Consider the following 14,119-nt stretch of genomic DNA (forward strand, 5'->3'; position numbering starts at 1 on the left):
TTCTTGTCCACCTCTACGAACGGCGTGCACGGGTGACCGAAAAGCGTAGAAGGGGGACGTAGGTCGCCGATGTGGACGGGAATCGCAGAAGGGGACGGCGGGCGCGGGCGCGGGCACCCATTGTGTCGGAGGTGACACCACCCCCGCTTGCCACACTCTTACTACAGGCGTAGTGTTCACATCAGACACCAGCACTACAGATGTAGAAGGAGCGTTTCCCATGGACAACCTCAACACCGTCTTCTGGATCCTCATGACGATCAGCGCCGTCGGCGTCGTCGCCTTCTTCGGCTTCCTCGCCACGTGGGGCGCCCAGATCGTCAAGGCCAACCGTCCCGTGCGCCTCGAACGCCACGAGAGCATCCCCAGCTACTACGGCCGCATGGTCGCCGCGCACTGACGCAGACCGCTCGTCGCCAGGTACGTCGCTCCGCGCCTCTCGTCGCCAGCCCGTCGCACCACGGCTCGTCGTCACGCAGGGACGCAGCCGCCACGGATGCACCGGCCACCCGCGCAGCCTCAGTCAGACGAGGGAGTGGACTTACCCCGACTCAGGACGGCGTCGATCGACTTGCTATAAAAGATCTTGGCCTACCTGGCCGTCAGCTTCGAAGGCCACAAGCCTTCGAGCGCCACTGCTCGCAGTGGTCGACGACGAAGCCCGCATCACCTCACCACAGGTGACGCGGGCTTCGTCACGTCCGGGGCGGCACAGACGGCAGGTGCGAGGCCGACGAACGTCGATCGCGTCAGACGTCAGGCGTCACCTACCAGCCGTCCAGACGGAAGCCGCCAGCCGGACGATGGGGCATCCCGTCAGTCGATGAGCGTCTCGCGCAGCTGGGGCGTCAGCAGTCGCCGGGCGCAGATCATGCGCTGTTCGACGGCCGACGTGACGGCCTGCGCAGCCAGGATCGACGTCGAGACGACGACCTGCGCCGTCGCCGCCTGCACGGCCGATCCGCCGCCGAGCATGACGCCGATGAACGCGCCGGGCAGCGTCACCATGCCGGCTGTGCGTGTCTGGTCGAGCACGGGGATGAGCGACTCGGGAAGGCGTCGCGCAATGACTTCGCTGATCGCGTCGCGGGGCAGCATGCCGATCGACAGCCCCGCTTCATACATGTTCTTCTCCTCGCGCAGCCCGTCGAACGCGCGCCGAGAGACGAGCGTGTGCACGCTCATGACGTTGCCGATGACGATGCCCGCCGTCGGGATGATCGACACACCCTTCATCGGCACGACACCGCTGACGGTGAGGATGACGAGGACAGGCACGAGCCCTGCCGCCATCGCGAGCGTCGCAGCGAGCCGAGCCCGCACGTCCGTCGCGCCCGACCGCTTCGTCGTCGTCAGCACAGCCACGATGAACATGACGGCAACCGCGAGCACCGACGCCCACAGGTAGCGCACGACGCTCGTGATGAGTAGGGCGGCGAGCGTCAGCTGCACACAGGCACGGGCAACGGCGACGAGCGACGTCCGCGTCAGCTTGACGCCCGAAGCCCGGTAGCCGACCTGGATCATGACCAGCAGACATGCAATGGCGACGACGACGTGCCAGCCGAACCCTGTTGTCATACGGCCATTCTCACCGACGCCGGCGCCGCTGCGCACACCGCATGACGCCAGGCGCCTCGCCCGTCGCGCACCGCCCGGCTGCAGGCGGGGGCGCTCGCCCCAGTGTTCGGGACGTTTCGCTCCTGTCATGCGTTCGGCGGGCATGATGTGTTTCAAGGGGAGGAGCACATCATGACGACCCAGGCGCACCGCGTCGGCGCAAGCGACATGACACCCGAGCAGGTCGGCATGCTCAACGGCCGCGCAGCCGCACTGCAGGCGGCGACGGCGGATCTGCTCGAACGGGGATATCTGCGTCAGACGGCGTACGGGCGCCTCGAGGCGTGGACGATCCCACCCGCCGACGTCACGCCCCTGCAGCGCGCGGTCGTCGACGCCGTCCGTTGCCGCGCGCCACGCCTCGAGAACGTCCCCGCCGTGCGTGCGGCACTCGACGAACTGCAGCGTGACGCCGTGCGCCGCGGCCTGCTCAATCCGCCGCGCAGAGGCGGCAAGGGCGAGGCCCTGAAGATGACGTTCATGACCCTGTTCGGGGTCGCCCTGGCGATCATCGCCGCCACCGGAAAGTCTGTGGGTGGCGTGGTGGTCGGCTTGGGCTTCACGTGTTTCGGGGCGTACAACCTCGTGCGCGCTGTCCGCACCACACGGCAGGGGCGCCGCACGCCGGCCGGGGCTGCGGCCCTGGAGCAGATACGGTTGCGCGTGCCGAGCCCTGCGGCGGGGCTCACGCAGCCACCGATGCGCGGCGGGCTCGGCTACTCCGTCGGCCTGTACGGGACGCGGCCGCTGCTCATCGCGTTCCCGGCCACCGCGGCCCTGGGATGGGGGCTGAGCGACCACGTCGTCGACGAGGAGATGCAGCGTCACGCGAGGGCGAGTTCGAGCGCAGAGCCGTCGAGTACGAACGGGTATACGTGCTCGTCGGGTACGTCGAGCTCCGACTGGTCGTGCGACACCCATTCCGGCCATTCCGGCGGTTCCGGCGGTTCCGGTGACGCCTGGTGCAGCGGCGGAAACTGCGGCAGTGCAGGATCGTGCAATTCGGGTTCGTGCGGCGGCGGCTCATCCTGCGGCAGCTCGTCGTGCGGTTCGAGTTGCGGTGGCGGCAGCAGCTGCTCGAGCTGACACGACGCCCGGCCACCGCGTCATCAAGGCCTGCACAATCGGCTGCCGCGTCAGCTACATGAGAAATGCGCATCTGCCCGAGGAACATGCTGCGTATTCCTCGGGCAGATGCACATTCCTCGTGCGACGTCAGCGGGTGCGCGACAGCCTTCGCAGCTCCTCAAGTCGACGCTGACTCACGCAGGGAGCTTCACGTCAGCCATCCGCCGGAAGCCACACGTCACCGTGCCGGCAGTACGTGCTTACCGTCGCGGTCGGTCGCGACGCACAGCGAGCAGACAGCACCGTCACCCGTCGCGGAAGCCAGCATGTCGGGGCGTTCGAACACGTCGCCGCAGGCCTCGCAGTCGATCTCGGCCGCCGACGGGTTGCCGTGCTCGTCGAACATCTCGTGCGCCAGCCCGTCGGTGTTGCGGCGCAGGTAGTAGCGACCCTTCGTCGCGACGGCGATGACGGGCGGCAGAACGACGGAGAGCACGACGGCGATGATCGGCGAGTACGGCTGCAACCCACTGCCGAGGCCGCCGAAGAAGGCCACGATCGACAGGCCCCCCGCGACGATGACGGAGACGAACCCGACCGGGTTGATCGCGTACAGCATGCCCCGGCGGAATTCGGGTGTCTTCGGCGAGAGCTTCAACAGATAGGTGTTGACGATGATGTCGCTCGCGACGGTCACGATCCACGCGATGGCAAGGTTTGCGTAGAAGCCCAGGATGTCGTTGAGGAAGTCGAACATGTTCGCCTCCATCATGACGAGGGCGATCGTCACGTTGAACAGCACGAACACCATGCGGCCGGGGTAGTGCTTCGTCACGCGGGTGAACGAGTTCGTCCACGCGAGCGAGCCGGAGTACGCGTTCGTCACGTTGATCTTGATCTGGCTGATGACGACGAGCACGACGGCGAGCGTCATCGCGAGCCAGTGGGGCATCATCTGCTCGTACGCCGAAAGGAACTGGTGCACGGGCTCGTTGGCGATCGACGCACCGCCCGCGACGTTGGCGATGAGGTAGACGGCGAGGAACAGCCCGACCATCTGCTTGAGTGCACCGAAGAAGACCCAGCCGGGGCCGGCGACGATGACGGCCGTCCACCAGCGTCGCGAGTTCTCAGGGGTCTTCGCGGGCATGAAGCGCAGGTAGTCGATCTGCTCGGCGATCTGCGCGATGAGCGAGAGGCAGACACCTGCGGCGAGCATGACGGCGCTGAAGCTGACGCCACCACCATGGGCGCCCTTGTAGTCGAGGAAGGTGTCGACCGAGCCGGGGTGCGCCTGAACGAGATAGACGAGCGGAACACCCATGAGCAGCAACCACAGCGGCGTCGTCCACACCTGCAACTTGCTCAGCGCCTTCATTCCATACACGACGAGCGGTATGACCATGAGACTGCTGACGAGGTAACCCGCCCACAGCGGCACCCCGAGCCCCAGCTTGAGCCCCTGCGCCATGATCGAGCCCTCGAGCGCGAAGAAGATGAAGGTGAAGCTCGCGAAGATGACGTTCGTCAGCACCGAGCCGTAGTAGCCGAAGCCCTTGCCGCGCGTGATGAGGTCGAGATCGAGGTTGTAGCGCGCCGCGTAGTAGGCGAGGGGCACACCCGTCACGAAGATGATGGCGGCCGCGACGAGGATGCCGAGAATCGCGTTCGTCGTGCCGTGCTGAATGCCGATGTTGGCGCCGATCGAGAAGTCGGCGAGGTAGGCGATCCCACCGAGCGCCGACGTCGCGACGACGCCTGGGGCCCAGCGCCGATAACTGCGCGGCGCGAACCGCAGCGTGTAGTCCTCCAGCGTCTCGCTCTTCGCCTTCGCGGTCCCGACGGCGGACGCGGTGGCCCGCTCGTCGACCTGTGGTTCCAGTTGCGACGTCGCCATGCTGTGCGCCCCTCTGCCCTCGTCCTGCGTTTCGACAACCGAGGTGGCGGTATCGCCATTCGGTACGCAGGAATCTAGGCAGCCGATGTTTCGACGGATGCGTGACGATGTTTCACGAGAGTTAAGCCCCCTACCCCGATGTTGCCCGCGTTTTCGGTCACCCGCGCCGCGAAAAGCGGGCAACATCGCGACTGGACGAGGCGTCGGCGGGCCGGACGCGTCGGCGACCCGCCGTCAGCTCCGTAAGGGGCTGAGGTGGGCGTCGTCACCCAGCCAGCGTTCGATGCGTCCAGGCGCGACGAGGTCGAGGCGCGTGACGCCTACCGGGAGGTCATGACCCACCGGCGCCGAGCCCAGCATCGTCGTGCCCGGGCGTGCCGTGCCCGGCGCGGCGGCTGCCGGCTTTGCGGCATCTGCCCGCGTCACTGCCCGCGGCGCCGGCTGCAGGATGGCGGCCGCGCCGAGCGTCGTCACCTGATCGACGACGCGGCGCCCGCCGCGGATGCCGGGCGCGTCGTCGTCGGCTGCGAGGCGAAACTCCTCGACGAGCGCCGGGCGCCCCGCATGAGAGATGTCCGTGCGAGCGACGAGTTCGCCGCCCGCCTCACCATGGCGGCCGAGGACGAGGGTGTCGCGCAGCATGAGCGACCCACCGTCGGCGATGTCCGCACGAGTCGTCCGGGTGGCGCGGGCGTCGGTGGCGACGACGAACGGCTCCCCGGGCCAGCGAAGCGACGCCCCCTCCGCCATGCTCAGATTCGCCGACCAGGAACACGCTCCCCCACGCCCGGCGTAGGCGACCGTCGCCGCGACCTCGACGATCTCGAGTGCGACACCGTCACCGACGACGATGTCGAGTTCGGCCTCGTCACCCGCGAGCAGCAGAGCCGTCGTCGCGACGAGGGCGACGCGCGCGGACGTCGGCGTCACCTGCAGGATGCGCGGCGCAAGCAGGCTCGAGCGGGTACGGACCCGAACGGCTGAGCCAGCGGCGCCTCGTTCGACGTGGAGCTTCATCGCTCACCACCGGCCGGCCGAGGAGCCCACGCTCGCGGCTCCTGCTCCGCGAGGACTGAAACCCGGCCAGGCGCCATGTGGTGTTTCGGCCCCCAGGCCGCACACGGCTCGCGTCGCTCAGTGCGTGTGCGTGACGCCGCCATGCGTGTGCTCACCCTCGCTGTCGGCGTGGAAATGCGGCGCCATCGGACCCGGATCCTGCGCGACGTGCCCGCCGCCTTGGTAGGCCGCGAGCACCTCGCGCACCCACCCCGTCAGTCGCTCGACGGAGGCCGCATCGGTGCGCGACAGCGCGATGACGGGGCGTCCGTCACGAGCCTCACGGCCCTGCTGCTCCATGAGCGCGGCGTCGACCCCGACGTGCGGCGCAAGGTCTGTCTTGTTGACGACGAGCAGGTCGGCGCGTGCGATGCCCGGCCCGCCCTTGCGGACGACGTCACCGCCGCCGGCGACGTCGAGGACGAAGATCTGCGCGTCGGCGAGGGCCGGCGAGAACGTCGCCGTCAGGTTGTCGCCGCCCGATTCGACGAGGACGAGCTCGACGTCAGGATGGTCGGCTGCGAGATCCTCGACGGCGACGAGGTTGGCGCTGACGTCATCACGGATCGCGGTGTGCGGGCATGCCCCGGTCTCGACGGCGCGAATGCGATCGACGTCGAGAACGCCTGCGGCCCTGAGCATCTGGGCGTCTTCGTCGGTGTAGATGTCGTTCGTGATGACGCCGAGCGAGATCTCCTCGCCGAGTTCGCGGCACAGCATGCCGATGAGCGAACTCTTGCCCGTACCGACCGGACCGGCCACCCCGAGCCGCATGGGGCGCGATGGATTCGATGCCGCGTCACGGCGCGAATCGACGCCGACCGTGATCTTCTGGGACGTCATCGCGCCCTGTCCGGCGGCGGCGGGCGTATCGATGCCGGACGTGGCGGTGGCTTCACTGCCGGGGCGCGAGGTCATGGCGATCTCAGACACGGAACAACTTCCTCTCGGTGGCGGCGTGAGCGGCATGCCACGCCTCGAGCTGGGGTGCGGAATGGGCTGGGATGTCGTACGGTGCGACCAGGTCGGCGCAGGCCGCGACGAGGTCGTCGAGATGGGGCGCCGAATCGAGCGTCCAGGCCACGGCATCCACAGGGTCGAGCGGTTCGAGCTTCAACGCGGCGGCGGTGACGCTCTGGACGTCGTCATATCCGACGACGCGGGCGACGGACGCACCGTCGAGGCCCAGCTCGCCGGCGAAAGCGCCGAGGACGACGGCGCGGACGGTGAGCGGGCGGGGCAACCCCTCGAGCCACTGTGCTGCGGGGCCGTCAGGACGCAGCCGGTGCACGAGGCGCAACATCGCCCGCCCCTGGGCGATCGATGAATCGCGCACCGCCGCGACGGGGTTGCGGGCTGCCCAGGCCCACGCGACGTCCTCGGACGCGGGCTCGGACATGGACACGGGCTCGGGCGTGGTGGCATCCCCGCCTTGCGTGCAAGTGCACCCGGGTGCACTTGCACGCAGATGACGGACGGCGGCGGACGCGACGACGGCCGTTCCCGCCTCGACGCGTGCCACCGTCGCGAGGCGCATCGCGATGAAGGCGGGTACCTCTTGCACCGGCAATCCCCCGAGCAACGCCGGTTCGAGACCACCTGAGGCGGTGTAGCCGCCAACAGGCAGCCTCGAATCAGCGAGCAGCAGGCTCGCCATCCCCGCACCGTCCGTCGTCGTGCTGTGCCTCATGACGCCACCGCCCCGCCCCTGCGTGCAGCTGCACCCGGGTGCACTTGCACGCAGAAAGTCGGACGTGGGAGCTGAGCCGCAGCAGGACATGGCGATCAGAAGAGCGAATACCGCTGCGCGAGCGGCAGTTCTGTCGCCGGCTGCGGGGTGACGAGCTCACCGTCGACGGCGATGGCGAACGTCTCGGGGTCGATGTCGATGCGCGGTGTCGCGGAGTTGTTGATCATGTCGGCCTTCGTCACCTCGCGTGTCGGCCGCACGGCTTCCACCTTCCGCCGCAACCCGAGCGACTCCCGCAGACCATTCTCTGCAGCCGCCGGCGACACGAATGACACCGCGAGCGACGCAGCGTCGTCCGCCACGAGCGCCGGGCGCATCAGCACGGGCTGTGGCGTCGGGATCGACGCGTTCGGGTCACCGAGGGCAGCCCACACGATGGCGCCCGACTTGAGGACGACGGACGGCCGCACGCCGAAGAACTTGGGCTCCCACAGCACGAGGTCGGCCAGCTTGCCGGGCTCGATCGACCCGACGAGATGGTCGATGCCGTGCGCGACCGCCGGGTTGATCGTGTACTTCGCGACGTACCGACGGGCACGTTCGTTGTCGGCCGGCAGCGTCTCGCCGAGCGAGCCATAGCGTGACTTCATGACGTGCGCGACCTGCCAGGTGCGCGTGATGACCTCACCGATGCGACCCATCGCCTGAGCATCGGAGCTCGTCATCGACAACGCGCCGATGTCGTGGAGCAGATCCTCGGCGGCGATCGTCGTCGCCCGGATGCGCGATTCGGCGAACGCGAGATCTTCCGCCACCGCCGGGTTGAGGTGATGACACACGATGAGCATGTCGAGGTGCTCGGCGACCGTGTTGACGGTGTGCGGCAGCGTCGGGTTCGTCGAACCGGGCAGGACATTGGGGTGCGATGCGATCGACATGATGTCGGGCGCGTGCCCGCCCCCAGCGCCCTCGGTGTGGAAGGCGTGGATGCTGCGCCCGCCGATGGCGCGCAGCGTCGAGTCGACGTAACCGGCTTCGTTGAGCGAGTCACTGTGCAGCGCCACCTGCAGCCCGTGCTCGTCGGCCGCGCGCAGGGCAGCGTCGATGGCGGCGGGCGTCGCGCCCCAGTCCTCGTGCACCTTGTACGCTGCCGCGCCCGCGAGCGCCTGCTCGGCGAGGCCCCCGGCGCTCACGGTGTTGCCCTTGCCCATGAGCAGCAGGTTGACGGGCAGGTAATCCAAGCCGCGCAGGACGCGCCCGAGGTGCCAGGAACCGGGTGTTACCGTCGTCGCCTTCGACCCCTCGGACGGGCCGGTACCACCGCCACCGAGCGTCGTCAGACCGGTCGCGAGCGCTTCGTGCACCTGCGACGTCGACAGGAAGTGCACATGCATGTCGATGCCACCGGCGGTGAGGATCTTGCCCTCCCCTGCGATGACGTCGGTGCCCGGGCCGATGTGGAGATCCGGGTGCACGCCGTCCGCGACATCGGGGTTGCCGGAGCGGCCCAGCGCGACGATGCGCCCGTCACGGATGCCGACGTCGGCGCGCACCACACCCCAGTGGTCGAGGACGACGACGTTCGTGATGACGGTGTCGAGCGCCCCGCCCGCGCGGGTCGTGAGGCCCTGCGCCATCGACTCGCGGATCGACTTGCCCCCACCGAAGACGGCTTCCTCGCCGCCGACGGTGTGGTCGTGCTCGACCTCGATCCACAGGTCGGTGTCACCGAGACGAATCTGGTCACCCGTCGTCGGACCATAGAGCGCGGCGTACGCGTCACGTGTGATGGTCGTCGGTTCGGACGGCCGTGGGCGGACAGCCGGCACATCGGGGTGGGACGCCGTTCCGCGCGGGACCGTAACACCGGGCCCGATGTCGTCGTGTGACTCGCCGGCCCCACCTGCGTCAGCCTGCGAAGTGTCTCCGAAAGACGCGGCCGTGTCGCGGATCTGCAGCCCCGGCACACGCCGCTCGCCCCGCAACGCGACGAGCGCCACCTCGCGGCTGACGCCCGGTTCGAAGCGCACCGACGTGCCGCTCGGGATGTCGAGGCGGTAGCCCTGCGTCAGCTCGCGGTCGAACGCGAGCGCCGCGTTGGCGTCGGGCAGGTGCAGGTGCGAGCCGATCTGGATCGGCCGGTCGCCCGTGTTCTCGACGACGACGCGCAGCCGTTCGTTCACTGAACGATCGGTGTTGAGCGAGATGTGCCCCGGGGCGACGCGGATGGCGCCAGGAGCGCTCGTGGCCCCGGGGGTTGCTGGGTCGTCGGCTGCGTCCTGCGGCCGACGGCCTGAGTTCGCTGACATGGCTCGTTCCTTCAGGCGATCGGGTGATGGAGGGTGACGAGCTTGCGGCCATCGGAAAAGGTGGCCTCGACCTGGATGTCGGGGATCATCTCGGCGACGCCCGGCATCACCTGCTCACGTGTCAACACCTCACGCCCGGCGCTCATCAACTCTTCGACACTGCGACCCTCGCGGGCACGTTCGATGACCCACGTCGACAGCAGCGCGACGGACTCGGGGTGATTGAGCAGCACGCCGCGCTCGAGTCGATCACGCGCCACCATTCCCGCGACGGACAAGAGCAGCTTCTCGGTGTCGGCGGGCGTCAGATGCATGGCAGGAGGTTAGCGAGGTGATGTTTCGCGGGTGTTTCGCCGGTCCTGGCGGAGGGGAGGTGACCACGAATCGTCGCGAGTACGGCGGGCCGGAGCCACAGCTGCGCGAGAAAGACACATCTGTCCGAGGAATGTGCGTCATATACCTCGAGCAGATGCACGAGAGTCGAGCAGGTGACGTCACGCCACACCTGTCGGTGCGGCATCATGCGAGACATGAGCATCACGACGTCCGACGCAACACGGCCCGCACCGGCCACGTCGATGCCTGCGGGCGTCGGCATCGGATGGCGCCCCGAGATCGCGGACGTCCTCGCCGCCCAACCTGGGTTGACGTGGGTCGAAGTGGTCGCCGAATCCGTCATGCACGGCATGCCGCCAGCCCTGAGGCAGCTGCGCGAGCGCGGCGTCACCGTCGTCCCGCACGGGGTGAAGCTCGGGCTCGGTGACGCCGAGGGCCTCGACGTCGATCGCGTCGCGCACTTCATCGGGACGGCCGCCATCACGGGCGCGCCGCTCGTCAGTGAGCACATCTCGTTCGTGCGGGCGGGTGGTTTCGAGGTCGGCCACCTGACGCCGCTGCCGCGCACGCGCGCCGCCGTCGACGTGATGGTGCGAAACGTCCGCAGCGTCCAGGCCGAGCTCGACGTCCCGCTCGCGCTCGAATGCGTCGCGGCGCTCTTCACCTACCCCGAGGACGAGATGAGCGAGGCACAGTTCGTCACCGAGATCATCGAACGCACCGACGCGCTGCTGCTGCTCGACATCGCGAACGTCTACGCCAACGCCCGCAATCACGGGGGCAATCCGCTCGAGACGGCCCTCGCGATGCCCCTCGAACGGCTCGCGTACATGCACGTCGCGGGTGGGGTCGAGAACGACGGGATCTACCACGACACGCATGCGGCCGCGGTGAACCCCGAAGTGCTGCACCTCATCTCGGAGCTCTCGAGACGCACGACATTCCCGGCCGCGATGCTCGAACGCGACGGCGACTACTCGCCTGCCGAGGAGTTGCTCACGGAGCTCGACGCCATCGCCGACGCCGCCGGCATGCCGCGCGTCACGGCCGCGCAATGACGATCCACCGCGCATCGTCGCCGGCCGGGCACAGCGACAGTTCGACGTCCGCGCCCGAATTGGCCGACGAGGGGGGCCGCCCCCACGAGTTCGACGGCAGGACGGAGGCCGCGTCCCCCATGGATTCTGCGTCGGATGAACACGCTGATCTCGCCGCACGCCAGGCGCAGATCGTGGCAGCGTTGACGGGGTTGGCGTGCGTCCCGGCAGGCTTCGACGCCCGTCACCTCGACGTCGCGCGGCGAGCGCTGCTGCGCAAGCGAGCGAACGAGCTGCAGTTCGTGTGGCCGATCCTCATCGCGTCACTCGGCGCGCGATTGCACCCGTTGTTCGCCGAGTTCGCTCGCGAGCGTCCGACGCGTGGCTCGCGCGCTGACGGTCACGCGTTCGCGCAATGGTTGCGCCGACGCGGCGAGCTCCCCCTCGCCGCCGACCTCGAACTGGCCGAGGCACGCCTGTTCTGGACGTTTCCGACCGACGCGTCCGGCAGGCCGACGGCGTCGGTGCGGCGCACGTCCCGCGTCGCCGTCGAACGGTTTCCCGGCGGTATGCTCGTGCGCCGCGGCCGTCGCGTGACGACGCTCGGACGCCCGTCTGAACGGTAGACACCGACCTGAACGATAGACACCGACACAGAACCGTTCGCGGTCGACGCCCGCTGGCCGTGGACGGAAATCGCAGGGGGTCAGGGTTGCATGTGGCGCCAGGGCTTGGAGAGCTGGAAACGTCGGCCGGTGATCTCGGTCATGGTGATGCGGACGATCGTGTGTTTTTCCGTCGGCACCCAGGGGCGCAGCGGCAACTGTTCCGCACGAGCCTTTTCGGCGCCCTCGAGCACCTCAGCGTGTCCTCGGACGATGACGCTCGACGCCTCGCCGTCGCCGAACCGTCCACTGCCGTTGAGGTCGTCGACCTCGAACGCGACGTCGGAGTTCATCGTCACCCCGAGCAGTTTGCTGCCCTCGGCCGTGCGGAAGAAGATCGCTCCCGCGTCGCTGACGTAGTTGATCGGGACGATCTGCGCCTCACCGACGAGCGTGTATGCCAGTCGCCCGAACGCGTGCTGCGCCAGGAACGCCCAGCACTCGTCCTCGGCGAGGGCGTTGATGACGTCGTGGTCGGCCTGGAAGTCGGGCATGGTGGTCTCCTTCGGGCGGGCGTGTCCTCGTGCCGTTCTCGACATCACCAGCTTGCCGCGTCGAAGCCTCCGATGGGGCAAGACGCGTCCGGGCCCTTCGTCCCTGCCCGCTCGCCCCGTTCCCGCACTTCGACGAGCCACGTCCGCTCCTCACTGTCTTCAGCAACGAGCGCTCTCGACGGGAGGGGCGCATGCCTCGCCGCGTCAGGGCCGGCGCGACTACCCTGTGAGGAGCGACGGGACGAGGGAGGAAAGCACATGCTGGCCGCAGTGTTGCTCATGATCGTCTCGGGTGTGCTCATGGTCGCGATCGTCGCGTTCCTGCTCATCATCAACACCCGCATCGAACGGCAGCAGCGCGAACGCTACTTCGGCGACATCAGCCACGTCCGCATCCCCGACAACGCCCGAGAACTGTCGAAGCCGGCGAAACGCCCCAAACCGCCCTATCGCCCCTTCTGACGGCGATGCACCTCACCCATCTGCGATCTTCGTCCACATTCGGCTCCGCCCGCCCAGGCACCGTCAGTGCGCGGGGTCGCGCACGACCAGCAGGACGACGAGGGCGACGCCGCAGCCGATGAGCGTCTCGACCGCGCGGTCGACGAGTAGCGGCCCGACGGGCACCTCGTGCACGATCTGCCCCATCATCAGCGCGAGCGGCGTGATGCACAGCAGCGCGAGCGCGTAGTTGCGGCCCACGAGCAGTTCGGCGCCCACCTGCAGCGCCGCGATGACGAGCACCGCCGCGAAACCCTGGGGGTGCCACGGCAGGATGGCGGCCGCCGCGAGCACGCCGAACAGCGTGCCGACGAACCGTTGACCACCGCGGATCATGCGCGCCCGGTGCGTCGCGCCGGACAATCCCGCGACGGCGGCAACCATCGCCCAATAGGGATGCGAGCCGCCGTACTGCGTCCCGATCAGCTTGCCGACGACGCCCGCCGCGCCCACCGCGATGACGAACCGGGCGAGGTGCACGCGCGTCCCCTCAGCCTGCCACGCCTCACGGATCCTGGCCCGCGGCAACGGAATCCAACGACGTTCCCCCGTCTCGCGCAACAGGCCGACACGTCCGATGAGCACCGAGAACGCAGCCGACGCCGCGGAGACGAAAAAGCCGACGGCGACGTTCGACGCCGCCGCGGGCAGCGTCGCGCAGACGGTGAACGCGAACACGACGAACAACGGCCCCGGCGGGTGCCAGCGGAAGGCGTCCGACAACAACGACGCCGCCGCGGCGACGAGCGCACCGGCGGCGATGAGCCACCACTGGTGATGCGGCAGTAGCCCGACGGCGCATCCGAGCGTCACCGCCATGACGAGGACGCCGGCGATCGTCACCTGCAACGCCGTGCGTTCCGCATGCGGCGCGGCGCGTCCGTAGAGGGACGTGAATGCCCCGAAGGCCGCGAACGCCGACCAGTCGAGGTGCCCGGTCACCGTCAGCAGAGTGAGCGGGACGAAGACCGAAACGCCGGCCCGCGCCGCCACCCGGTGAGCACCCGCGTGCGGGCCGAAGCGGAAGAACTCCTGGAGAAAACTGGGATGGGCAGGCGTCGTCACCACGCCATCCTAGAAGCCGTGCCCGCAGCAGCCGGATACGCCGCGTTTTGGACGCCACAGCCACAACTCGTCACCACCCAGGCAGAGCTCCTTCCACCCCATCACTCCTCATGACGACGACACGGCTCGTCGGGGCGACGAGCGACCGCCTCCAGCCCCTTCCACCGCGCGACGCTGGGGTCACGACCCCGACACCGCGGTTGGTCATCACCCCTCGAGCCCACGCCGCTCTCAGACTCGACCATCGTGTGAGATGGTTCACGCAGCGCCCGAGCAACCTCATGACACTCTCCAGCCATGACGGGGCGTTCGAGGTCTATTCTTACGCCCCCTCACCCCGCGGGGGCTGTACCCGTCTGCGTCAACCGCCTACTGTGAGCA

Annotated in this window: 14 protein-coding genes and 1 pseudogene; 5 read left to right on the forward strand and 10 right to left on the reverse strand. The window is 68.7% G+C overall.

Going from position 1 to position 14,119, the window contains the following annotated elements; all coding sequences use genetic code 11:
• Nucleotides 1-220 precede the first annotated feature (220 nt).
• Nucleotides 221-400, forward strand: coding sequence for a hypothetical protein (locus tag NQ706_RS10540; RefSeq protein WP_006947113.1), 180 nt, complete (start codon nucleotides 221-223; stop codon nucleotides 398-400).
• 416 nt (nucleotides 401-816) lie between these two features.
• Here NQ706_RS10540 and NQ706_RS10545 read toward each other — a convergent pair whose 3' ends face one another.
• Nucleotides 817-1,581, reverse strand: coding sequence for an ABC transporter permease (locus NQ706_RS10545; RefSeq protein WP_006946965.1), 765 nt, complete (start codon nucleotides 1,579-1,581; stop codon nucleotides 817-819).
• A 171-nt stretch (nucleotides 1,582-1,752) separates the two neighbouring features.
• Here NQ706_RS10545 and NQ706_RS10550 point away from each other — a divergent pair, with 171 nt between their 5' ends.
• Nucleotides 1,753-2,706, forward strand: a complete 954-nt coding sequence (locus tag NQ706_RS10550; protein WP_038566523.1) for a TIGR04222 domain-containing membrane protein — start codon at nucleotides 1,753-1,755, stop codon at nucleotides 2,704-2,706.
• Nucleotides 2,707-2,926: 220 nt separating this feature from the next.
• Here the strand turns inward: NQ706_RS10550 and NQ706_RS10555 are convergent, their stop codons facing one another.
• The 7 genes and pseudogenes from NQ706_RS10555 to NQ706_RS10585 form a co-directional block, all read right to left on the reverse strand.
• The gene (locus NQ706_RS10555) at nucleotides 2,927-4,585 is read right to left on the reverse strand and encodes a cytosine permease (protein WP_038566521.1); all 1,659 of its coding nucleotides are present in this window, start codon (nucleotides 4,583-4,585) and stop codon (nucleotides 2,927-2,929) included.
• Nucleotides 4,586-4,819: 234 nt separating this feature from the next.
• Nucleotides 4,820-5,602 carry an urease accessory protein UreD gene (locus NQ706_RS10560; protein WP_051805509.1) on the reverse strand — a complete coding sequence of 261 codons (783 nt, stop codon included), beginning with the start codon at nucleotides 5,600-5,602 and terminating at the stop codon, nucleotides 4,820-4,822.
• 117 nt (nucleotides 5,603-5,719) lie between these two features.
• Nucleotides 5,720-6,484, reverse strand: coding sequence for an urease accessory protein UreG (gene ureG / locus NQ706_RS10565; protein WP_051806353.1), 765 nt, complete (start codon nucleotides 6,482-6,484; stop codon nucleotides 5,720-5,722).
• 82 nt (nucleotides 6,485-6,566) lie between these two features.
• Entirely contained in the window at nucleotides 6,567-7,331 is a 765-nt protein-coding gene (locus tag NQ706_RS10570) for an urease accessory protein UreF (RefSeq protein ID WP_038566519.1), read from the reverse strand.
• 95 nt (nucleotides 7,332-7,426) lie between these two features.
• Nucleotides 7,427-9,121, reverse strand: coding sequence for an urease subunit alpha (locus NQ706_RS10575; RefSeq protein WP_038570076.1), 1,695 nt, complete (start codon nucleotides 9,119-9,121; stop codon nucleotides 7,427-7,429).
• A 222-nt stretch (nucleotides 9,122-9,343) separates the two neighbouring features.
• Nucleotides 9,344-9,640: pseudogene (gene ureB, locus NQ706_RS10580) on the reverse strand (urease subunit beta); the annotation flags it as partial.
• Between the two features lie 11 nt (nucleotides 9,641-9,651).
• Nucleotides 9,652-9,954, reverse strand: a complete 303-nt coding sequence (locus tag NQ706_RS10585; RefSeq protein ID WP_038566517.1) for an urease subunit gamma — start codon at nucleotides 9,952-9,954, stop codon at nucleotides 9,652-9,654.
• Between the two features lie 216 nt (nucleotides 9,955-10,170).
• Here NQ706_RS10585 and NQ706_RS10590 point away from each other — a divergent pair, with 216 nt between their 5' ends.
• Nucleotides 10,171-11,034: a DUF692 domain-containing protein gene (locus tag NQ706_RS10590; RefSeq protein ID WP_051805505.1), complete on the forward strand. Its 864-nt coding sequence runs from the start codon at nucleotides 10,171-10,173 to the stop codon at nucleotides 11,032-11,034.
• Nucleotides 11,035-11,153: 119 nt separating this feature from the next.
• Nucleotides 11,154-11,639, forward strand: a complete 486-nt coding sequence (locus NQ706_RS10595; RefSeq protein WP_038570072.1) for a hypothetical protein — start codon at nucleotides 11,154-11,156, stop codon at nucleotides 11,637-11,639.
• Between the two features lie 80 nt (nucleotides 11,640-11,719).
• Here the strand turns inward: NQ706_RS10595 and NQ706_RS10600 are convergent, their stop codons facing one another.
• Nucleotides 11,720-12,172 (reverse strand): pyridoxamine 5'-phosphate oxidase family protein, encoded by a 453-nt coding sequence (locus NQ706_RS10600; protein WP_038566515.1) that lies wholly within the window; start codon nucleotides 12,170-12,172, stop codon nucleotides 11,720-11,722.
• Between the two features lie 258 nt (nucleotides 12,173-12,430).
• Between NQ706_RS10600 and NQ706_RS10605 the strand changes: the two genes are divergently transcribed.
• The gene (locus NQ706_RS10605) at nucleotides 12,431-12,634 is read left to right on the forward strand and encodes a hypothetical protein (protein WP_006947152.1); all 204 of its coding nucleotides are present in this window, start codon (nucleotides 12,431-12,433) and stop codon (nucleotides 12,632-12,634) included.
• Between the two features lie 63 nt (nucleotides 12,635-12,697).
• Here the strand turns inward: NQ706_RS10605 and NQ706_RS10610 are convergent, their stop codons facing one another.
• The gene (locus tag NQ706_RS10610) at nucleotides 12,698-13,738 is read right to left on the reverse strand and encodes an FUSC family protein (protein WP_038570071.1); all 1,041 of its coding nucleotides are present in this window, start codon (nucleotides 13,736-13,738) and stop codon (nucleotides 12,698-12,700) included.
• Nucleotides 13,739-14,119 lie beyond the last annotated feature (381 nt).

Origin of the sequence: Dermacoccus sp. BD5 (assembly GCF_044878485.1) — a bacterium.
Classification (GTDB): Bacteria; Actinomycetota; Actinomycetes; order Actinomycetales; family Dermatophilaceae; genus Dermacoccus; species Dermacoccus nishinomiyaensis.